The following is a 19,859-nucleotide window of genomic DNA, read 5'->3' on the forward strand; positions in this document are numbered from 1 at the left end:
GGCCGGTGGCGGTTTAGGAGCGCCAGCCCATCGTGCGGGAGATGGCGCGGCCACAAGCCCGTACGGCCGGGAGGACGGTGTCGGTGCGCGTCTTGACCGGCACGACGACGGACACGGCCGCCACGACGTCGCCCGAGGCGTTCCGGACCGGGGCCGCGACCGAGTGCGTGATGGGCTCGATCTGCCGGTCGGAGATGGCGTAGCCGTCGCGGCGGACGGCCGCGAGCGCCGAGCGCAGGGCCTTCGGCGTGCTGATGGTGTGGGTGGTGAAGCGCTTCAGCGGTGCCGCCAGGGCGTCCTCCTGGACGTCGTGCGGGGAGTGCGCGAGCAGGACCAGGCCGACGCCCGTGGCGTGCAGGGGCATGCGTGAGCCCATGCGGGTCAGGATGCTCACGGCGTCCACAGCGGACAGCCGTTCCACGTAGACGACCTCCAGGCCGTCCCGCACGGCCAGTTGCACGTTGTGCCGCGTGACCTCGACCAGGTCCTCCAGGTACGGCAGCGCCCGCTCCCGCAGGTCCAGCGCGCCGGGGGACAGGGCACCCAGCTCGTAGAGCCGCAGGCCGATCCAGAAGCGACCGTCGGGGTCGCGTTCCAGCGCCCGGTGCGCCAGGAGTTCGCGGACCAGGCGGTGCGTGGTGCTCAGCGGCAGGCCGGAGTGGCGGCTCAGCTCGGACAGCGTCGCCGAGGGCCGGTCGGCGGTGAACACGGCGAGCAGCGCGAACGCCCGGCCCAGCAGCGACACGGGTGGCTGGGGGGTGGCTGGGCCGGGGGCAGGGGCGGGGGCTGGGTCCTGGGTTGGGCCCTGGGCTGGGACCGACACGGGTCCAGTCTTCCACTCACCGGAAGGGGGCTGGGGCGTTTCGGCTCCGGTGACGGACCTCACGCTGTGGCCGGCGGGGTTCGTGTGCGGGCCACTGGTGGTGGCGCGGGTGCTCACTGCGGGTGTCGCCCACCCGTGTTCGCCTTGGTCGCGGCCCTGGGCGCAATAGCGGTGACCGCAGTCGGAGTGACCTCCGGCCGGGTGGTACCACACGTGGAGCAGCGCTGAGGGTGGCTGGGGCGGCAGGCTCTTCTGGCGACCGTTTAGACTGCACACGACTCCAGTGCCAGACAAGGGAGATGCCCGTGGCCGAGATGACCGTCCAGTTGGTCGCCGTGGAACGCCGCCTGTGGTCCGGGACGGCCACCTCGGTGGTCGCGCAGACGACCGAGGGCGAGATCGGCATCCTGCCCGGTCACGAGCCCGTCCTGGGCCAGTTGGTCGAGGGCGGCGTGGTGCGCATCCGGACCGTCGAGAACGAGCTGGTCACCGCGGCCGTGCACGGCGGCTTCCTGTCCGTGACCGGTGACGGCGTGAGCATCCTCGCCGAGGCCGCGGAGCTCGCCCACGAGATCGACGTGGACGAGGCCCGGTCGGCGCTGGGGAACGCGGACGACGTGGAGCGGGCCAGGGCACTCGCGCGGCTGCGCGCCGCGGGTCACTCGGCCTGACGCGGACGAGCGGACAAGCGCCGTGGGGATCGCCGAAGTCGTCGGGGTGGTCCTGTTCGTCGCGGTGGTGGTCCTCGCGTACCTCGCGTGGCGCCGCATCCGCCTGCTGCGCGCCGGTGGCGTGCACGTGGCCCTGAGGACCCGCCTGGACGGCGGTGGCCGGGGCTGGCACCTGGGCGTGGGGCACTACCGGGGTGACGAGTTCGTGTGGTCCCGCGCGCTGAGCCTGCGCACCGGGCCGGACCGGGTCATCTACCGGGACGGGTTCGAGATCGACGACCGACGTGAACCGACCGCGTCCGAGGCGTACGCCATGCCTCAGGGCGCGGTCGTGTTGCGTTGCAGCGGGGCCAAGGGGGAGGCGGTGGAGATCGCCATGGGGCCTGATGCCCTCACCGGGTTCCTGTCCTGGTTGGAGTCCGCTCCTCCCGGGCGTTCTATTCCTTGGGCTTCTTGAGTCCGAGCGCTCAAAGCCAAAGAAGAGTCCGACGCGCTCAAAGCCAAAAGCGAAAAGCGGCGCTCGCCGCGCGGCAGGCCCCCGGGGGTGGAAGGGCGTCGGTTCGTTCCCCGCACGACCTGCCGGAGGCAACCACCCTTCAGCCTTCTCCGCAACCGGTGAAGCGTGGTTGCGGAGAAGGCTGAAGCGCGGTTGGGCTTCGCCCAGGCCGTACGGGGAACGAACCGAGGCCCTTCCTGTGGCTTGGCAGCCCGTGGCGCTTCGGGCTTGTCAGGCGTTGCCGCCCGGCTGCCAGAGGACGTCGCCGTCCGGGTTGGCTACTCGGGCGAGGATGAAGAGCAGGTCGCTCAGGCGGTTGAGGTACTTCGCGGCCAGTGCGTTCGTCGTGTCCGGTTCGGCTTCGACCAGTGCCCAGGTGGACCGTTCTGCTCGGCGCGCGATCGTGCGGGCCTGGTGGAGCAGGGCCGCGCCTGGCGTGCCGCCGTTGAGGATGAACGACTCCAGTTTGCCCACTCGGCTGTTGTACTCGTCACACCACGCCTCCAGGCGGTCCACGTAGGGCTGGGTGATGCGCAGTGGTGGGTATTCCGGGTCTTCGACGATGGGGGTGCACAGGTCCGCGCCCACGTCGAACAGGTCGTTCTGGACCTTTCGCACCACGCCTGCGACGTCCTCGTCCAGCGCGCCCAGGGCCAGTGCCACGCCCAGGGCCGCGTTGGTCTCGTCGCAGTCCGCGTAGGCCGTGATGCGGGGCGAGGTCTTGGGGACCCGGGTGAAGTCGCCCAGGCCCGTGGTGCCGTCGTCGCCCACGCGGGTGTAGATCTTGGTGAGGTGAACCGCCATGCCCTGCACTGTAAGGGGCTCCGGGCACTGGCTTGATTCAGTGGATCCGTACGATTGCGGCGCAACCACAACCGGATGAGGAGTTTCCTTGGTGAGCGAACACTTCCGGGTCCAGGGCGGTGCGCGGCTGGTCGGCGAGGTCGACGTCGTCGGCGCCAAGAACAGCGTGTTGAAGCTGATGGCGGCGGCCCTGCTGGCCGAGGGCACGACCACCATCACCAACTGCCCCGAGATCCTGGACGTGCCGCTGATGGCCGACGTCCTGCGCAGCCTCGGTTGTGAGGTGACGCTGTCCGGTGACGTCGCCACCATCACCACGCCCAAGGAGCTCAACCACCGGGCCGACTCCGAGGCGATGGGCAAGCTCCGCGCCTCCGTGTGCGTGCTCGGGCCGCTGGTGGGGCGGTGCAGGCGCGCGGTGGTCGCGTTGCCCGGTGGGGACGCGATCGGGTCGCGGCCGTTGGACATGCACCAGAGCGGGCTGCGCAAGCTCGGGGCGCACAGCGAGATCGAGCACGGGTGCGTGGTCGCCGAGGCCGAGGGGCTGCACGGGGCGCAGATCTGGTTGGACTTCCCCAGCGTCGGCGCGACCGAGAACATCCTGATGGCGGCGGTGCTGGCGAACGGCACGACGGTCATCGACAACGCGGCCCGCGAGCCGGAGATCGTCGACATCTGCGTGATGCTCCAGCAGATGGGCGCGAAGATCGAGGGCGCGGGCACCTCGACGCTGACCGTGCACGGCGTCGAGTCGCTGCGGCCGACCGAGCACCGGGTCATCGGTGACCGGATCGTCGGCGCGACCTGGGCGTTCGCGGCGGCGATGACGCGGGGTGACATCACCGTGCGCGGCGTGAACCCGCACCACCTCGACCTGGTGCTGGAGAAGCTGCGGATGGCGGGCGCGGAGGTCACGACGTTCGACTCCGACGGGTTCCGCGTGGTGCAGCAGGGCCGGCCGCAGTCGGTGGACTTCGTGACGCTGCCCTACCCGGGGTTCGCGACCGACCTCCAGCCCTTCGCGATCGCGCTGTCCAGCGTGTCCGAGGGCACGTCGATGATCACCGAGAACCTGTTCGAGGCGCGGTTCCGGTTCATCGAGGAGATGGTGCGGCTCGGGGCCGACGCGCGCACCGACGGCCACCACGCGGTCGTGCGCGGTGTGGAGAGGCTGTCCAGCGCGCCGGTGTGGGCCTCCGACATCCGCGCGGGCGCGGGGCTGGTGCTGGCCGGGCTGTGCGCGGACGGCGTGACCGAGGTGTACGAGATCTTCCACATCGAGCGCGGCTACCCCGGGTTCGTGGAGAACCTGCGCAAGCTCGGCGCGACCGTGGAGCGGGTCACGGCCTGAGCAGGAGCTTGGCGTCGGGCACGTCCGCGGGGAAGACCAGCAGGCGGTGCCCGGCGCCGCGGCGCGCCACGGTCACCCTGATGCCCGCGTCCCGCAACCGCTTGGCCAGCACCTCGGCCGCCTCCGCGGTCGGCAGCACGGCCACCTCGACCAGCAGCCCGAAGTCCTCGCCGGTGTGGTCGGGCACGCCGTGCCGGTCGTTCCCGAACGCCCACCGCAGCACGAGGGCGAGCGCGGCGAGGACCACGAGCAGCAGCAACGTCTGGGTGAGCGCGGTCACGGCCCCCATGCTCCTCCGTGCTCGATTCAGTGGGCAACGCCACGCGCGGCGTGAGTTACTCGTCAGTACGCTACGGGGAACAACGTCGTAGGAGGTTGCCGTGCCGTATCCGGCCGACCGTGAGCGCGACCGCCCGTGGGTGATGCGGACTTACGCGGGGCACTCCAGCGCGACCGCGTCCAACGCGCTCTACCGCCGCAACCTGGCCAAGGGTCAGACGGGCCTGTCCGTGGCCTTCGACCTGCCCACGCAGACCGGGTACGACCCCGACGACGAGCTCGCCAAGGGCGAGGTCGGCAAGGTCGGCGTGCCGATCAGCCACATCGGGGACATGCGGGCGCTGTTCGACCAGATCCCGCTGGGCGAGGCGAACACCTCGATGACCATCAACGCGACCGCCATGTGGCTGCTCGCGCTGTACGTCAGCGTCGCCGAGGAGCAGGGCGCGGACCGCGCGGCCCTGGCCGGCACGACGCAGAACGACATCATCAAGGAGTACCTGTCCCGCGGCACGTACGTGTTCCCGCCCGGCCCGAGCCTGCGGCTGATCACCGACATGGTGGCGTGGACCGTCGCGAACGTGCCGAAGTGGAACCCGATCAACATCTGCTCGTACCACCTGCAAGAGGTCGGCGCGACGCCGGCGCAGGAGATCGCGTACTCGATGTCCACCGCGATCGCCGTGCTGGACTCGGTGTTCGACTCCGGCCAGGTGCCCGAGGAGCGGCGCGGCGAGGTCGTCGCGCGCATCTCGTTCTTCGTGAACGCCGGTGTGCGGTTCGTCGAGGAGATGGCCAAGATGCGGGCGTTCGTCCAGCTGTGGGACGAGATCACCCGCGACCGGTACGGCATCGAGAACCCCAAGCACCGCCGGTTCCGCTACGGCGTGCAGGTCAACTCGCTGGGGCTGACCGAGGCGCAGCCGGAGAACAACGTCCAGCGGATCGTGCTGGAGATGCTCGCGGTGACGCTGTCCCGCGACGCCCGCGCCCGCGCGATCCAGCTGCCCGCGTGGAACGAGGCCCTGGGCCTGCCGCGGCCGTGGGACCAGCAGTGGGCGCTGCGCATGCAGCAGGTGCTGGCCTACGAGACGGACCTGTTGGAGTACGAGGACATCTTCGCCGGGTCGCACGTCATCGAGGCCAAGGTCGCCGAGATCGTGGCCGGCGCGCGCGAGGAGATCGACCGCGTGCAGGCGATGGGCGGCGCGGTGGCGGCCGTCGAGTCCGGGTACATGAAGTCGCAGCTCGTGTCGTCGCTGGCCGAGCGCCGGCGGCGGATCGAGGCCGGTGAGGACGTCGTGGTCGGCGTCAACAAGTTCGCCACCACCGAGCCGTCGCCGTTGCAGGCCGAGGGCGCGAACGCGATCGAGACCATCGACCCGATCGTGGAGCAGCACGCGGTCGAGGCGATCCGGGCTTGGCGTTCGGCGCGGGACAACGGCCTCGTGTCGTCCACTTTGGACGCCCTGCGCGCGGCGGCGAAGACCGACCAGAACCTGGTCGAGGCGACCATCGCGTGCGCCAAGGCCGGCGTGACGACGGGCGAGTGGGCGTCCGCGCTGCGCGAGACGTTCGGCGAGTACCGCGCTCCCACCGGGGTTTCCGCCGCGTCGGCGTCCGGTGAGGCCGGTGCGGAGATCGCCCGCGTGCGCGAACGGGTGCGGGCGACCGGTGAGGAACTCGGGGAGCGGCTGCGCATCCTGGTCGGCAAGCCCGGCTTGGACGGGCACTCCAACGGCGCCGAGCAGGTGGCGGTGCGGGCGCGCGACGTCGGCTTCGAGGTGGTCTACCAGGGCATCCGCCTGACCCCGGCGCAGATCGTGGCGGCCGCCGTGCAGGAGGACGTGCACGTGGTGGGCCTGTCCATCCTGTCCGGCTCGCACCTGGAGGTCGTGCCCGCGGTGGTCGACGGCCTGCGCGCGGCTGGGGCGGGCGACGTGCCGGTGATCGTGGGCGGGATCGTGCCGCCCGACGACGCGGCCAAGCTCGTGGACCGCGGCATCGCGCGGGTCTTCACGCCCAAGGACTACGAGCTGACCCAGATCATGGACGAGATCGTCTCCGTGGTCCGGCAGGCCCGCGGCCTGTAGTCGGCGGGTTTCGGACGCCCACCGCGTCGGGCCGGGTGGGCGTCCGCGCGGGTCAACGGCCGGTGACGTCCTTGGTGGACACGATCTCGGCGAACCCGCCGCCGCGCAGGTTGGTCGCCGTCGCCGCGTAGAGCTGTTCCGCGGTCAGGTCTTCGAGGTCGAACGTGAAGGTGGCGTCGAGGACCAGCTTGACCCGGTAGCCGAGGTTGCCGCCGACCCGGGCGGTGGTCTCGACGCACATGTTGGTCTGGATGCCGGCCAGCACGATGTCGGTGATGCCGCGGTTGGTCAGCCACGCGTGCAGGTCCACCTCGCCGTGGAACGCGGAGTTGACCTTCTTGCCGAACACCAGGTCCGGGTCGGCGCGGTCGAGTTCGGGCTTGAAGCGGTTGCCGGGCGAGTCGGGGTGCAGGGTCGAGCCGGGCTTGGTCGAGTCGTGCCGCACCAGGACCAGCGGGCCGTCCCAGGAGTCCAGCAGGGCGGCGATGTTGGCCTCGGCGTCGGGGTTGTTGCGGCGGCCCCACACCGGGTCGTCGAAGCCCTGCTGCACGTCCACGATGATGAGCGCGGTGTTCGTCATGGCGGCCAGTCTGCGCGCGCCGGCCCGAGGCGGACGAGTGGCAGGAGCGGCGCGATCCGGTACTTTCCTGCCATGCGCGTGGTGGGGGTGCTGGTGCTGCCCGGCAGCCGGACGTTCGACGTCTCCGTGGTCGGCGAGGTGTGGGGCGTGGACCGGTCCGACGCCGGGATCGGGCCGTTCGAGCTGCGCCTGTGCGCGCCGGGCCGCCGCGCCACGCCGCTGCACCCGGTCGGGCACCTCCAGGCCACGCACGGGCTGTCCGGGCTCGCGGGCTGCGACCTGGTGGTGGTGCCGGGGCGGGTGGACCCGCTGGCGGAGGTGCCGCGGTCGGTCGTCCGGGCGCTGAGGGCGTTCGACGGCACGGTGGCCGCGCTGTGCTCGGGAGCGTTCACGCTGGCCGCCGCGGGGCTGTTGGACGGCCGTGGGGCGACCACGCACTGGCGGCTCCTGGACACCCTCGAACGCGCCGCGCCCAGCGCCACCGTCCTGCGGGACGTCCTGTTCACCGACGAAGGCCGCGTGCTGACCTCCGCGGGGGTCGTCGGCGGGCTGGACCTGTGCCTGCACCTGGTCCGCCGGGCGCACGGCGCGGAGGTCGCCGCCGCGCTGGCCCGCCGCCTGGTCATGCCGCCGACCCGGGAGGGTGGTCAACGCCAGTACGTCGACCCGCCCCTGCCGCCCAGGCCGGACCGCGACGGCATCGCGTCCACGGTGGACTGGGCGGTGGACCGGCTCGCCGACCCCGTCGGCGTCGGCGACCTCGCCGAGCACGCGGGCCTGAGCGAACGCACGTTCCACCGCGTGTTCCTCGCCGCCACCGGCAGCACCCCGGGCCGGTGGCTCCAGCGGCAGCGGGTGCTGCTCGCCCAACGGCTCCTGGAGACCACGGACCTGCCCGTGGACCGCGTCGCCGAGCGGTCCGGGCTGGGCACGGCCGCGAACCTGCGGCGGCGGCTGCGCGCCGAACTCGGGGTCGCGCCGGACGCCTACCGCCGCACGTTCCGCGTCCCTACCGCGTCGTGACCGCCACGACCCCGCCCTGCGCGTCCACCAGCAACCGGTTGCCCAGCGGCTTGGCCAGTCTCACCGGGTAGGGGTCGAGCTTCAGCGCCAGCGTGCGCGGGCAGTCGCCGACCTTCCCGATGGTCCGCACGGTCACCGTCACCGACGTCTCCGACTCGCTCACCACGGGCTCGTTGCGCGCGGGTTCGTCGCCGGGGCACGGCTCGGGTGGCGCGGGCATCGACACGGTGAGGTCGGTTCCGTCGCCGGTGGCGTTCGCGGTCACGGCCGGCTGCACCTCGCCCAACCGCCAGAACAGGTCCGGCGACAGCGCGGGCGTGGCCACGACGCTGCCCGCCTCGGTGGTGAACCGCCACGCCGGCAGCGGCCACCGGCCCCGGTCCGTGGTGAACTCCGCCGTGCCGAACTCGGCGCTCACCAGCCGCACCGGCGCGTTCTGCTGCCCCTTGCCGCGCGGTGGCGCGCCGACCGCCTGCAACGCGTCGGCCGCCGGGACGAACGCCAGTTGCGCCGGGCCGTCGGGCAGCGTCACGGTGGCGGGCTCCGGCGTGGCGGGCGGCGTGCCGACGAACTCGAAACCGCTCTCGGACGCGCCCAGCTTCTCCTCCCCGGACCGGTACCCGTCCACGACCTCCACCCGCGACCCGAGCAGCACGATCGGCCGGGGCTTGGCCGTGACCGGGAAGTCGACCGGCGCGGGGCCGGTGACCAGCGGGGCGGGGGAGGCGGCGTCGTGGGTGGCGCCGCACCCGGCCAGGACGGCGGTCACCGCGAGCACGAGCAGTCGTCTCATGCCTGGAGGACGGAGTGCCGCGCGCGGGCGGTTGCACGGCCGACTACGGTCGGGACATGGCCGGATACCAGCACATTCGCGTCGAAGAGGCGGACCACGTCGTCCGGATCACGATGGACCGGGCGAGCAGGCGCAACTCGCTGTCCCACGACCACCTCGCCGAGCTGCTGGCGGCGTTTCGCGCGGTGGCCGGCACCGACGCCGTGGGGGTCGTGCTGGCCGGTGAGGGGCCGGTGTTCTCGGCGGGCCATGACTTCGCCGACGTGGCGTCCCGCGACCTTGAGGGCGTGCGCGAGCTGCTGACCCTGTGCACGGACCTGATGCGCACCATCGAGTCCGTCCCGCAGGTGGTGATCGCCCGGGTGCACGCCCTGGCGACGGCGGCGGGGTGCCAGCTGGTGGCGTCCTGCGACCTGGCGGTGGCCGCCGAGGAGGCCGGGTTCGCGCTGCCCGGCGGCAAGGGCGGCTGGTTCTGCCACACGCCCGCCGTGCCGGTGGCCCGCGCGATCGGCCGCAAGCGCCTGATGGAGATGGCGCTGACCGGTGACGTGGTGGACGCCCGCACCGCCGAGCAGTGGGGCCTGGTCAACCGCGTCGTGCCGCTGGCCGAGCTGGACGAGGCCGTGGACGAGCTGATGCGCCGGGCCACGCGCGGCAGCCGGGCGAGCAAAGCCCTGGGCAAGCAGACCGTCTACGCCCAGCTCGACCGGCCGGAGGCCGACGCCTACGCCATCGCGGTGGAGGTGATGGCGGCGGCGTCGCAGACCCCGGCGGCCAAGGAGGGCATGTCGTCGTTCCTGGAGAAGCGCAAGCCGGACTGGACGGACTGACCCCGGTCAGACCTTCTTGTAGAACAACGTCGTCGGCCGCAGCACGCCACCGGGGTCGGCGGCGAAGTCCGGGATCACGCCCGCCTCCGTCCACCCCGCCGCCCGGTACAGCCGTTCGGCGGCCGAGCCGGTCTGGGTGTCCAGCACCAGCAGGGACGCCCCTCGCGCCGCCGCGCCCTTCTCCGCCTCCGCCAGCAGGGCGCGGCCCAGGCCCCGGCCCCGGAAGTCCCGGTGCACCAGCAGTTTCAGCACCTCGGCGCGGTGCGTGCCGTTGGGGGTCGTGGTCGCCGCGACCTGCACGGTGCCGGCGATCCGGTCCCCGACCCGCGCGACCCACACCGACAGGACCCCGTTCGCCACGGCCGCCGCCCGCGACTTCCACCACGCGGCGGCCCGCGCGTGCGGCAGCGGCGCCAGGAAGCCCACGGACGCGCCCCCGTCCACGGCGTCGCACAGCACGTCCGCCAGATCGTCGGCGAACGCCAGGACGTCGGCGGACAGCAACTCCTCGACCCCGGTCACGGCTGGGCGTGCTCGTGCAGCAGGAGCAGGGTGTAGGCGGCGATCGACTGGGCGTCGGTGATCTCGCCGCGCGCCACCATCGCCTCGAACTCCGCGCGCGGGAACCACGCCGAGCGCATGTCCTGCTCCTCGTGCTCGCGCTCGTGGAAGCCCTCGATCAGGTCGGTGGCCAGGAACACCCGGCCGCGCTGGCTGGACATGCCCGGCGCGACGTCGAGCAGGCCCAGCTCCACCAGCTTCCCGGCGCGCAGCCCGGTCTCCTCGCGCAGCTCGCGCTCGGCCAGCGCGCGCGGGGTGGGGTCGGCGCCCTCCGGCGCGGTGCCCTGGGGGAACTCCCAGCGCCGCATCCCCAGCGGGTAGCGGTACTGCTCGACCAGCCGCAGCCGTTCCCCGTCCAGCGGGATGACCAGCGCGTAGTCCGGCTTGTCCACCACGCCGTAGATCCCGGTCGTGCCGTCGGCCCGCCGGATCGGGTCCTCCCGGACCGTCATCCACGGGTTCGCGTACACCTCACGCGATCCGAGGGTCTCCACGATCACTCTCCCTGTGCCAGCTGCGAGCGCCTGCGCCCGTAGGCGAAGTACACCACCAACCCCACCACGGACCAGATCCCGAACGCCAACCAGGTCACCGGCGCGAGCCCCGCGACCAGCAGCACGCACAGCGCCACGCCCAGCAGCGGCACCACCGGCACCCACGGCGTGCGGAAGCCGCGCGGCAGGTCCGGCCGGGTCCGCCGCAGCACGATGACACCCACGTTGACCAGGGCGAACGCGACGAGCGTGCCGATGCTGGTGGCCTCGGCGAGCTGCCCGAGCGGCACCAGCGCGGCCAGCACCGCGACCACGCAGCCGACGATGAGCGTGTTCGCCGTGGGCACCCGGCGCGGCCCGACGCGGGCGAACACCGGCGGCACCAGGCCGTCGCGGGACATCGCCACCAGCACCCGGGTCTGTCCATACAGGACGGTCAGCACGACGGACGCGATCGCCACCACCGCGCCGGCCGAGAGCACCACCGACGGCCACGACGCCCCGGTCACGCGCTCCAGCACGGTCGCCAGCGACGCGTCCGACCCCTCCAGCACGCCGACCCCCACCGCGCCGACGGCGGTCAGCGCGACCAGCACGTAGACCAGGGTCACGACCGCCAGCGAGATCACGATGGCCCGGGGCAGGTCGCGTTGCGGGTCGCGGGCCTCCTCACCGGCGGTGGAGGCGGCGTCGAACCCGATGAAGGAGAAGAACACCAGCGAGGCGGCCCCGGTGACACCCGCGACGCCGGCGGGCGCGAACGGCGTGAGGTTCTCCTGGTGGAACCCGAACACCGCCACGGCCACGAAGAACAGCAGCACGGCGACCTTCAACACGGTCGTCACCGTCGTGACCAGCGCGCTTTCCCTCGCCCCGCCGAGCAGCACGGCCGTGGCCAGCAACACCACGACAGCGGCCGGCAGGTTCACCACGTCCCCGGACACCGCGGCCGGCAGCTCGAACCCGACCGTGGCTTGGAGGAAAGCGTTGAGGTACCCGCTCCACCCCACCGCGACCGCCGCCACCGACACGCCGTACTCCAGCAGCAGGCACCAGCCGCACACCCACGCCACCAGCTCGCCCAGCGTCGCGTAGGCGTACGAGTACGCCGACCCGGACAACGGGACCGCGCCGGCCAGCTCGGCGTAGGACAGGGCGGAGAACAGGGCGGCCAACGCGGCCACGACGAACGACACGGCGACCGCCGGCCCGGCGACCGGCGCGGCCTGCCCGAGCACCACGAAGATGCCGGTGCCCAGCGTCGCGCCGACCGACAGCGCGACCAGCGGGACCAGCCCCATGGTGCGGCGCAGACCGGTCTCGCGGGTGAGTTCGACGGGTTTGGTGCGAAGCAGCGACACGACGCCCGACGGTACCTGCCGGTGCTGCGCCCCTCGCACCCCGTAGCCTGTCCGACCGTGCGCCTAGTCATCGCTCGCTGCCAGGTCGACTACGTCGGACGCCTCACGGCCCATCTGCCGATGGCCCAGCGCCTGCTGCTGATCAAGGCCGACGGCTCGGTGTCGATCCACTCCGACGACCGGGCGTTCAAGCCGCTGAACTGGATGAGCCCGCCGTGCTGGCTCATCGAGGACCCGGACATGTGGGTCGTGCAGAACAAGGCGGGCGAGAAGCTGATCATCACCCTCGCCGAGGTCCACCACGACTCCAAGCACGAACTGGGCCCCGAGCCCGGCCTGGTGAAGGACGGCGTGGAAGCCGACCTGCAAAAACTCCTGGCCGAACACGTGACCACCCTCGGCGAGGGCTGGACCCTGGTCCGCCGCGAGTTCCCCACCCCGATCGGCCCGGTCGACCTGATGTGCCGCGACGAGACCGGCGCGTCGGTGGCGGTGGAGATCAAGCGCCGGGGCGAGATCGACGGCGTCGAACAACTGACCCGCTACCTGGACCTGCTCAACCGCGACCCGCTCCTGGCCCCGGTCCGCGGCGTCTTCGCGGCGCAGCAGATCAAGCCCCAGGCGCGCACGCTGGCGGAGGACCGGGGCATCCGCTGCGTCGTCCTGGACTACGACGCGCTGCGCGGCATCGAACCCGACGAGTTCCGCTTGTTCTGACCCCGCCTCGGGCGGCCGGCTCGGGGAGGGGAGGGCGCGTGCAGCGGCAGACGTGGGCGGCCGGCGCGGTGACCGTGGTCAGCATCGGCGTGGCGGTCACGGTCAACCTGCTGACGTCCGGGTGGAGCTGGGTGGTGTTCGCCGTCCTCGCGGTGCTCGCCGCGGTCTGGGTGGCCCTGGAGGTCTGGCGCAGTTCGCCGCGGCGGGAGCGGCCCGGCGGCGCGGTCGTGCCCGCCCGGGTGGACGGGTTCGTGCCCCGGCCCGAGCTGACCGACCAGATCGTGCGGGCGTTGTCCTCCGGCGGCCGGGGACGGGTGGGCATCACCACGACGCTGGCCGGGGCGGGCGGGTTCGGCAAGACGACCCTCGCCGCGTGGGTGTTGCGGCTGCCCGAGGTGCGGGAGCTGTTCCCCGACCAGTACTGGGTGACCGTGGGCCAGGAGATGCGGGGTGCCGCGCTCGCCGACGCGGTCAACGACGTCATCGGGCAGGTGACCGGCCGCCGGCCGGGTTTCACCAGCCCCGAGCAGGCCGGTCTGCACCTGGGCGGCGCGCTCGCCGCGCGCAAGCCGCCGCCGCTGCTGGTCGTGGACGACGTGTGGACCAGCGAGCAGCTCCGGCCGTTCCTGGACGCCGCCCGCACCTGCACGCTGCTGGTGACCACCCGCGTGCCCGACCTGCTCGCCGCCGCCGAGGCGCAGACGATCAGGGTCGACCAGATGAACCCGGCGCAGGCCCGCGACCTGTTGGTCGGCGGGCTCGGGGAGCTGCCCGACGACCTGCGGGAGCGGCTGCTGGACCGCACCGGCCGCTGGCCGCTCGCGCTGCGGCTGGCCAACTCCGCGCTGCGCCGGACCGCCCGCGACGGCGGTGACATCGCGCAGGCGGCCGAACGCCTGGTGCGCCGCCTCGGCGACGTCGGACCCACCGCGCTGGACGTCGCCGATCCGGCGGGCCGGGAGCGCACGGTCGCCGCCACGCTGGAGTCCTCGCTGGGCGTGCTGGGCGACCGGCGCGACCGGGCCATCGAGCTGGCGATCTTCCCCGAGGACACCGAGGTCCCGCCCGACGTCGTGGCGCTGCTGTGGCACTCCACCGCCGGCCTGTCCGCCGACGACAGCGAACGGCTGTGCCAGGAACTGGTGGAGCTGTCCCTGGTCGAGCGCGGCGGCACCAGGATCCGCCTGCACGACGTGATCCGGACCTACCTGCGCCACGAGTGCGGCCCCGACCGCCTGACCGCGCTGCACCGCGACCTGCTGGACCGCGCCGCCGCGGCCCTGCCCGATCCCGGCTCGTGGTGGGCGCTGCCCACGTCGGCGGAGTACCTGTGGCGGTGGCTGGGCTACCACCTCAACGGCGCCGGCCGGGGCACCGAACTGGCGGAGCTGGCCACGACACCGGGCTGGGTGACCGGGAAGCTCCGGCGACTGGGCCCGGTCGCCGTCGCGGAGGACCTGGCCCTGGTCGCCACACCCCTGGCCGGCGAACTGGCCCGCGTCCTGGACCGGATCGGCCACCTCCTGGTCCCCGGCGACCTGGACCACGCGGTGGTCAACGCCCTGGCCCACCGCTTGCCCGACCTGCCTGCCTTCCACGAGCTGCGCGCGGCGGCCCTCGCCGAGGTGGCCGGCCACCCCCGCCTCACCCCGTGGCGCCCGCTGCCCGACCTCCCCGACCCGGCGCTCAACCGGGTCCTGGTCGGCCACGACGACTACACCGAACGCGTCTTCTGCGCCCCCGACGGGACGTGGCTTGCGACCGCGGGCGGTGACGGCGTCCGGGTCTGGCACCCCGGGACCGGTCGGCTCCTGCGGGTCGTGCCGCGCACCGTGAGCCCGTTCTCCGGGGACACCTGCGCCCTGTCGCGGGACGGGCGGACGTTGGCCGTCGACGGCCGCGCCAACACGACGCTCCTGCTGGACACCACGACGTGGGAACCCTCGACCACCGTGCTCCGCCACGGCGCCCACGGGCCGGACCTGCGCTGCTTCACGGCGGACAACAAGACGCTCGTCACGATCGGCGACGACAAGCTGGTCGTGTGGGACGTCGGGACGGGCCGGGCGGTCCGGACCTTCAAGACGCCTCCCGGGACCGAGCACTGCGTCAGCCTCGACGACGGGCAGGTGCTCACGGCCGACGACGAGGGCCTGAAGGTCTGGAACCTCGACGCCGGCGTCCCCGTGGCCCGCTGCGACCCGCAGCGGGCCACGGGGACGCCGGTGGTGGGGCTGGACGGCCGGTGCGTCGCCGTCCCGACCGGTGACGGGCTCCTGGTGTGGGACCTGGCGGAGCCCGCCCGACCCCCGGTGGTCCTGCACTACCACCCGAACCTGTCCGCGGCCGTGTTCCTCCCCGACGGGCGCACGCTGGCCACGGGTGACGAGACCGGCCTGATCGTGTTGTGGGACACGGCCGGCTGGCAGCCGACGGCCTGGATCGCCGCGCACGCGGGCTCGGTCCAGGATCTCGCCGTGACCCCGAACGGGGTGCTGGTCTCCCTCGGCGGTGACGCGACGGTGCGGCTGTGGAACCCCGACCACGCCGGCGGTGGCGACGCGCCCACCCGCGGCACGGCCCAGCCGGACCTGTGCGCCGCGGCGGCGGACGGGTCGTGGCTCGCGGTGTCCGACGACGTGTCGGTGGTGGTCTACGACCCCGCCACGGCGGCCGTCGTGGCGGAGCTGCGCTACACCGGTGTGGTGTGGGCGATGACCGCGCTGGGGTCGGACACGCTGGTGATCGACAAGTTGTCGGGGATGATCGTCTGCCGCTCGGACAACTGGCAGGCGTCGCGCTCGCTGGCGCTGCCCTCGACGTGGTCGCTCGACGCCGCCGCGTCGCGGGCCAACCTGGTGCTGGCCACCGACTCGACCACGGACACCGCCGGCCTGTGGGACGTCTCGACCTGGGCGCCGCCCACCTTCGTCGAGGTCGGCGAGGAGTTGCGGCCGGTGGCGGGGCCGCCCGCCGAACCGGGCAAGCTGCGCAGGGCCCTCGCCCGCAAGCGCGGGAAACGGTCGCGGACGAGCATCTACGGGGAGTTGGCGCCCGACGGTTCGTGGGTCGCGCTCAGCCGCGGTGACCGGCTGCGCGTCGCGGACCCGCGGACCTGGGCGCCGATCGCGTCCTGCCGCCTGCCCGGCGAGGTGCAGGGGGTGCTCGTGTCGCCCGACGGCGGCCGGTTGCTGGTCAGGTCGGGACCAACCCTTCACATGGTGGACACGGCCACCTGGAAGGTGGACCGGGGGTTCGGCGGGCTTGAGTGGCCGTGGTCGTCGGAGGACCTGGCCTGGTCGCCGGACGGCACGATGCTGGCGACCTCGTCGGAGGACCGGGTGCTGCGGGTCCACGACAGCCGGGACGGGCGCGTGGTCGCCGAGTTCCGGCTCGACGGGGAGTTGAAGGCCGTCCGGTGGGTGGGTCCGGACCGGCTGGTCGTCGTCGGCGGGCGCGGGGTGTACTGGTTCGCCTACTCGGCCGGGTCGCCGGCGTCCTGACGGTCGCGCGGTGTCCGCATCTTTGCGACACCGGCTCGTCGCTCGCGCGCACATCGGCCGTTCGGGCGCGTGGCACGGGGAATCGTGCGATATACGCTGCACATCCCCCGGTGAAATCCCCCTGGAGCGTCCGCCGTGCGAAGACGAAGACGAAGATCCGGTTGGGTCGTGTTGATCTTTCCCGGAGTCCTCCTCGCGTCCGGCTGTGCCGCCGAGGACCCGCTCCCGCCGCTCGCGCAGAGGTCCAGTTCCGCGGCCGTCGCGCCCGCCCACCTCGCGGCGCAGCCGTTGGCCGGCAAGGCCGGTGGCGAGGTGCGGCTCAGTGGTGAGGGGTATCCCGCGCACACCCGAGTGGTGTTCACGTTCCACGGGGAACGGGTCGGTGACGCCACCACCGACGCCGCCGGCCGGTTCGTCGACATCGCGGTGAAGGTGCCCGAGTCGTTCGGCGGTTCCCCGCCCGGCGCCCAATTCTTCATCGGCGCCACCGCCGGCCCGTTCTACGCCGAGACGCCGTTCGTGCTCACCCGGTAGCGCTCGAACCCGGCCAGGTCCACGTGCGCGGTGACCAGTCCCGCGTCGATGCGGCCCGGGTACACCCGGCGGTCGGTCCACCGGCGGAACGCGATGCCCTCGCGCATGGCGCCGGCCGGGCCGTGCAGCACGTACCCCGCCGCCGCCGACCGCGCCTGCAACGCGTGCACCAGGTCCGGCGGCCCCGCGCACCACGTGCGCTCGAACCCGGCCACCGCCGCCGCCCCCTCCAGGTATTGCGCGGCCAGTGACCAGGGCACGCCCGGCACCGCCGCCAGCACGAACACCAGCGGCAGGTGGTCGGGGTAGCCCTCGGTCGCCGCGTCGGTCACGGCGGCCAGCGCGTGCCCGTACCCCGCGTCCTTCCCGCCGCGCCCGTCGGCATCACCCAGTCGGTGGTAGAGCAGCACCAACCGCCCGGCGGCGCGGTGCCGCGCGAGCGCGCCCGGCTGGTGGCTGACGCAGCCCGGGTTGGTCGGGTAGCCGATGGGTCTGAACAGGAACCGCAGGTCGTAGCCGCCGGTCCGGGTGTACTCGGACAGCTCCCACGGCATCAGCTCTCGGGCCGTGTAGTCGACGCCGTACGCCGTCGCTTCACCTGTTGGGGTCACGCCCGGGACTACGGGGTTTGGGCGTGGGTAGTTCAGATCGGCGAGATCCACTGCGGTGCACTACGGTCGGCTGATCGGGTGTGCGGTAGTGTCCGGTGTTGTTCGACCTTGTTGATTGGGGAGGTGGGCGACGGTGCCCGTGCTCGCTCAGGCAGACCTCCGGCTCGACGCCGGGCCGCTGGACTACGCGCTGCTCGCGATCTACTTCGCGTTCGTGCTGGGCATCGGCTTCCTGGCCCGCCGCTCGGTGTCCTCCAGCCTGGACTTCCTGCTGTCCGGCCGCTCGCTGCCCGCGTGGGTCACCGGCCTGGCCTTCATCTCCGCCAACCTCGGCGCGATCGAGCTGCTCGGCATGGCGGCCAACGGCGCGCAGTACGGCATGGCGACCGTGCACTACTACTGGATCGGCGCGATCCCGGCCATGGTGTTCCTCGGCCTGGTGATGATGCCGTTCTACTACGGCTCGAAGGTCCGCAGCGTCCCCGAGTTCCTGCGCCGCCGCTTCGGCAAGGGCGCGCACCTGGTCAACGCGCTGAGCTTCGCCGCCGCCCAGGTGCTGATCGCGGGCGTCAACCTGTACGCGCTGGCGTTCCTGCTCAACCTCATGCTCGGCTGGCCGATCCCGCTGTCGGTGGTCATCGCGGCGGCGATCGTGCTCACCTACACCACCCTCGGCGGCCTGTCCGCGGCGATCTACAACGAGGTGCTCCAGTTCTTCGTCATCGTCGCCGCGCTGCTGCCGCTGACGATCGTCGGCCTGCACAAGGTCGGCGGCTGGCAGGGCCTGGTGGACAAGGTGACCGCCGGGCCGGGCGGGTCCGAGCAGCTCTCGGCGTGGCCCGCGACCGAGCTGACCGGCATCCAGAACCCGGTGCTCAGCGTCATCGGCATCGTGTTCGGCCTGGGCTTCGTGCTCTCGTTCGGCTACTGGACGACCAACTTCGCCGAGGTGCAGCGCGCGCTGTCGGCCAAGAGCATGTCCGCCGCCCGGCGCACGCCGATCATCGGCGCCTACCCCAAGGCGCTGATCCCGTTCGTGATCATCATCCCGGGCATCATCGCCGCCGTCGTGGTGCCCGAACTCGCGGCGCTCAAGGCCGGCGACGGCAGCTCCGGCATCGTCTACAACAACGCCCTGCCCGCGCTGATCGGCGAACTGCTGCCCAACGGCATGCTCGGCATCGCCATCACCGGCCTGCTGGCGTCGTTCATGGCCGGCGTCGCGGCCAACGTGTCCTCGTTCAACACGGTCTTCACCTACGACCTGTGGCAGGACTACGTCCGCAAGGACCGGCCCGACGAGTACTACCTGCGGATCGGCCGGCTGGCCACCATCGGCGGCACGCTGGTCGCCATCGGCACCGCGTTCCTGGCCGCCGGCTACGGCAACATCATGGACTACATCCAGGCGCTGTTCTCGTTCTTCAACGCGCCGCTGTTCGCCACGTTCATCCTGGGCATGTTCTGGAAGCGGATGTCCGCGGCGGCGGGCTGGGCCGGCCTGGTCGCGGGCACGCTGGCCGCCGTCGTGGTGTTCGTGCTCGCCGAGACCGGCGTGGTGGACCTGCCGGGCCAGGGCGCGAGCTTCGTCGGCGCGGGCGCGGCGTTCGTGGTGGACATCGTGGTCAGCGTCGCGGTCACCCTGTTCACGCGGCCGGTGCCGCGGGAACGGCTGGTCGGGCTGGTCTGGAGCATGACGCCCAAGGAGGACCGCCGGCACTCCGCGACCGGCGAGGACGCCGGCTGGTACCGCTCGCCGGCGCTGCTGGGCGTCGGGGTGCTGGTGCTGACCGTCGTGCTCAACATCGTCTTCGGCTGACGTCGACCGGGAGGGTTCGTCATGGTGCGCAAAGCCGGTCTGTTCGACCTGCGGCTGGTGATCGCGACGCTGTTCGCGGTCTACGGGGTGGTCCTGGCGGTGGTCGGGGTGGGCTTCACCGACGACGCCGACCTGGCCCGCGCGGACGGGCTGAACATCAACCTGTGGACCGGGATCGGGATGGTGGCGCTGGCCGCGGCGTTCGCCCTGTGGGGGTTCCTGCGGCCGGTGGTCGTCCCCGACGAGGTCGACGCTGACCCCGAACCGGGCGACCGGGTGTAGTCACCGCCGGCGGCGGGCCGGGGCGTGGGCGACGGGGTTGAAGGCGACGGGGTTGAAGGCGACGGGGTTGAAGGCGACGGGGTTGAAGGCCTCGACCGTCCAGGCGTCGAACCGGCGGACCGCGCGTCGGATGCGCTCGCGCACTCGGTGCTCCTCTCTCTGTGGCTTCCACCTGTTACAGCGAGTCGATCATCTGGATCGTTTCCGAAGGCCGTGGTGAGGTCGAACACAGGG

General features: G+C 72.6%; 21 protein-coding genes. 11 read left to right on the forward strand and 10 right to left on the reverse strand.

Going from position 1 to position 19,859, the window contains the following annotated elements; genetic code table 11:
- Positions 1-13 precede the first annotated feature (13 nt).
- Positions 14-745, reverse strand: a complete 732-nt coding sequence (locus tag ABD126_RS08555) for an IclR family transcriptional regulator (protein WP_343933153.1) — start codon at positions 743-745, stop codon at positions 14-16.
- Between the two features lie 383 nt (positions 746-1,128).
- On the opposite strand from ABD126_RS08555, the gene ABD126_RS08560 reads away from it, so the two are divergent.
- Entirely contained in the window at positions 1,129-1,494 is a 366-nt protein-coding gene (locus ABD126_RS08560; protein ID WP_343933154.1) for a F0F1 ATP synthase subunit epsilon, read from the forward strand.
- Positions 1,495-1,516: 22 nt separating this feature from the next.
- Positions 1,517-1,951, forward strand: coding sequence for a DUF2550 domain-containing protein (locus ABD126_RS08565; RefSeq protein ID WP_343933155.1), 435 nt, complete (start codon positions 1,517-1,519; stop codon positions 1,949-1,951).
- A gap of 270 nt (positions 1,952-2,221) precedes the next feature.
- Here ABD126_RS08565 and ABD126_RS08570 read toward each other — a convergent pair whose 3' ends face one another.
- Positions 2,222-2,794 carry a cob(I)yrinic acid a,c-diamide adenosyltransferase gene (locus ABD126_RS08570; RefSeq protein ID WP_343933156.1) on the reverse strand — a complete coding sequence of 191 codons (573 nt, stop codon included), beginning with the start codon at positions 2,792-2,794 and terminating at the stop codon, positions 2,222-2,224.
- Between the two features lie 91 nt (positions 2,795-2,885).
- On the opposite strand from ABD126_RS08570, the gene murA reads away from it, so the two are divergent.
- Positions 2,886-4,145 carry a UDP-N-acetylglucosamine 1-carboxyvinyltransferase gene (gene murA / locus ABD126_RS08575; protein WP_343933157.1) on the forward strand — a complete coding sequence of 420 codons (1,260 nt, stop codon included), beginning with the start codon at positions 2,886-2,888 and terminating at the stop codon, positions 4,143-4,145.
- On the opposite strand, the gene ABD126_RS08580 is transcribed toward murA, so the two are convergent.
- A complete protein-coding gene (locus ABD126_RS08580; protein WP_343933158.1) occupies positions 4,135-4,434 on the reverse strand; it encodes a hypothetical protein in 300 nt (99 codons plus the stop codon). The two genes, murA and ABD126_RS08580, sit on opposite strands and share 11 nt — an antisense overlap.
- 91 nt (positions 4,435-4,525) lie before the next feature.
- Here ABD126_RS08580 and ABD126_RS08585 point away from each other — a divergent pair, with 91 nt between their 5' ends.
- On the forward strand, positions 4,526-6,517 hold the full coding sequence (locus tag ABD126_RS08585; protein ID WP_343933159.1) for a protein meaA: 1,992 nt from the start codon (positions 4,526-4,528) through the stop codon (positions 6,515-6,517).
- Between the two features lie 52 nt (positions 6,518-6,569).
- Here ABD126_RS08585 and ABD126_RS08590 read toward each other — a convergent pair whose 3' ends face one another.
- Positions 6,570-7,097 (reverse strand): cysteine hydrolase family protein, encoded by a 528-nt coding sequence (locus ABD126_RS08590; RefSeq protein ID WP_343933160.1) that lies wholly within the window; start codon positions 7,095-7,097, stop codon positions 6,570-6,572.
- Between the two features lie 72 nt (positions 7,098-7,169).
- Here ABD126_RS08590 and ABD126_RS08595 point away from each other — a divergent pair, with 72 nt between their 5' ends.
- Positions 7,170-8,120: a GlxA family transcriptional regulator gene (locus ABD126_RS08595; RefSeq protein WP_343933161.1), complete on the forward strand. Its 951-nt coding sequence runs from the start codon at positions 7,170-7,172 to the stop codon at positions 8,118-8,120.
- Here the strand turns inward: ABD126_RS08595 and ABD126_RS08600 are convergent.
- Entirely contained in the window at positions 8,107-8,913 is an 807-nt protein-coding gene (locus ABD126_RS08600; RefSeq protein WP_343933162.1) for a hypothetical protein, read from the reverse strand. The two genes, ABD126_RS08595 and ABD126_RS08600, sit on opposite strands and share 14 nt — an antisense overlap.
- 56 nt (positions 8,914-8,969) lie before the next feature.
- On the opposite strand from ABD126_RS08600, the gene ABD126_RS08605 reads away from it, so the two are divergent.
- Positions 8,970-9,743, forward strand: a complete 774-nt coding sequence (locus ABD126_RS08605) for an enoyl-CoA hydratase-related protein (RefSeq protein WP_343933163.1) — start codon at positions 8,970-8,972, stop codon at positions 9,741-9,743.
- 6 nt (positions 9,744-9,749) lie between these two features.
- On the opposite strand, the gene ABD126_RS08610 is transcribed toward ABD126_RS08605, so the two are convergent.
- Genes ABD126_RS08610 through ABD126_RS08620 form a run of 3 tightly spaced genes read right to left on the reverse strand, consistent with a single transcriptional unit; the run spans position 9,750 to position 12,099 of the window.
- Positions 9,750-10,265 (reverse strand): GNAT family N-acetyltransferase, encoded by a 516-nt coding sequence (locus tag ABD126_RS08610; protein WP_343933164.1) that lies wholly within the window; start codon positions 10,263-10,265, stop codon positions 9,750-9,752.
- Complete coding sequence (locus tag ABD126_RS08615; RefSeq protein WP_343933165.1) at positions 10,262-10,798, reverse strand: NUDIX domain-containing protein; 537 nt, start codon at positions 10,796-10,798, stop codon at positions 10,262-10,264. The genes ABD126_RS08610 and ABD126_RS08615 overlap by 4 nt, the downstream gene beginning before the upstream one ends.
- Positions 10,799-10,800: 2 nt before the next feature.
- Positions 10,801-12,099, reverse strand: a complete 1,299-nt coding sequence (locus ABD126_RS08620; RefSeq protein WP_343933617.1) for an amino acid permease — start codon at positions 12,097-12,099, stop codon at positions 10,801-10,803.
- 117 nt (positions 12,100-12,216) lie between these two features.
- On the opposite strand from ABD126_RS08620, the gene nucS reads away from it, so the two are divergent.
- From nucS to ABD126_RS08635, 3 genes are all read left to right on the forward strand, one after another.
- Positions 12,217-12,876, forward strand: coding sequence for an endonuclease NucS (nucS, locus tag ABD126_RS08625; RefSeq protein WP_343933166.1), 660 nt, complete (start codon positions 12,217-12,219; stop codon positions 12,874-12,876).
- A gap of 38 nt (positions 12,877-12,914) precedes the next feature.
- Positions 12,915-16,379, forward strand: a complete 3,465-nt coding sequence (locus tag ABD126_RS08630) for an NB-ARC domain-containing protein (protein ID WP_343933167.1) — start codon at positions 12,915-12,917, stop codon at positions 16,377-16,379.
- A 168-nt stretch (positions 16,380-16,547) separates the two neighbouring features.
- Positions 16,548-16,913: a hypothetical protein gene (locus ABD126_RS08635; protein ID WP_343933168.1), complete on the forward strand. Its 366-nt coding sequence runs from the start codon at positions 16,548-16,550 to the stop codon at positions 16,911-16,913.
- Here ABD126_RS08635 and ABD126_RS08640 read toward each other — a convergent pair.
- Positions 16,880-17,524, reverse strand: a complete 645-nt coding sequence (locus ABD126_RS08640) for a hypothetical protein (protein WP_343933169.1) — start codon at positions 17,522-17,524, stop codon at positions 16,880-16,882. The two genes, ABD126_RS08635 and ABD126_RS08640, sit on opposite strands and share 34 nt — an antisense overlap.
- A gap of 133 nt (positions 17,525-17,657) precedes the next feature.
- Between ABD126_RS08640 and ABD126_RS08645 the strand changes: the two genes are divergently transcribed.
- The gene (locus ABD126_RS08645) at positions 17,658-19,343 is read left to right on the forward strand and encodes a sodium:solute symporter family protein (protein ID WP_343933170.1); all 1,686 of its coding nucleotides are present in this window, start codon (positions 17,658-17,660) and stop codon (positions 19,341-19,343) included.
- Between the two features lie 21 nt (positions 19,344-19,364).
- Entirely contained in the window at positions 19,365-19,625 is a 261-nt protein-coding gene (locus ABD126_RS08650; protein WP_343933172.1) for a hypothetical protein, read from the forward strand.
- On the opposite strand, the gene ABD126_RS08655 is transcribed toward ABD126_RS08650, so the two are convergent.
- Positions 19,626-19,769 carry a hypothetical protein gene (locus ABD126_RS08655; protein WP_343933173.1) on the reverse strand — a complete coding sequence of 48 codons (144 nt, stop codon included), beginning with the start codon at positions 19,767-19,769 and terminating at the stop codon, positions 19,626-19,628. It abuts the gene before it with no gap.
- Positions 19,770-19,859 lie beyond the last annotated feature (90 nt).

The organism is Saccharothrix mutabilis subsp. mutabilis, assembly GCF_039521145.1.
Classification (GTDB): Bacteria; Actinomycetota; Actinomycetes; order Mycobacteriales; family Pseudonocardiaceae; genus Actinosynnema; species Actinosynnema mutabilis.

Excerpts from the sequence above, each read along its gene's own strand:
- ABD126_RS08590 (WP_343933160.1), bottom strand. The coding sequence starts at position 7,097 with ATGACGAACACCGCGCTCATCATCGTGGACGTGCAGCAGGGCTTCGAC.
- ABD126_RS08600 (WP_343933162.1), bottom strand. The coding sequence starts at position 8,913 with ATGAGACGACTGCTCGTGCTCGCGGTGACCGCCGTCCTGGCCGGGTGC.
- ABD126_RS08595 (WP_343933161.1), top strand. The coding sequence starts at position 7,170 with ATGCGCGTGGTGGGGGTGCTGGTGCTGCCCGGCAGCCGGACGTTCGAC.
- ABD126_RS08570 (WP_343933156.1), bottom strand. The coding sequence starts at position 2,794 with ATGGCGGTTCACCTCACCAAGATCTACACCCGCGTGGGCGACGACGGC.
- ABD126_RS08605 (WP_343933163.1), top strand. The coding sequence starts at position 8,970 with ATGGCCGGATACCAGCACATTCGCGTCGAAGAGGCGGACCACGTCGTC.
- ABD126_RS08650 (WP_343933172.1), top strand. The coding sequence starts at position 19,365 with ATGGTGCGCAAAGCCGGTCTGTTCGACCTGCGGCTGGTGATCGCGACG.
- ABD126_RS08580 (WP_343933158.1), bottom strand. The coding sequence starts at position 4,434 with ATGGGGGCCGTGACCGCGCTCACCCAGACGTTGCTGCTGCTCGTGGTC.
- ABD126_RS08620 (WP_343933617.1), bottom strand. The coding sequence starts at position 12,099 with ATGGGGCTGGTCCCGCTGGTCGCGCTGTCGGTCGGCGCGACGCTGGGC.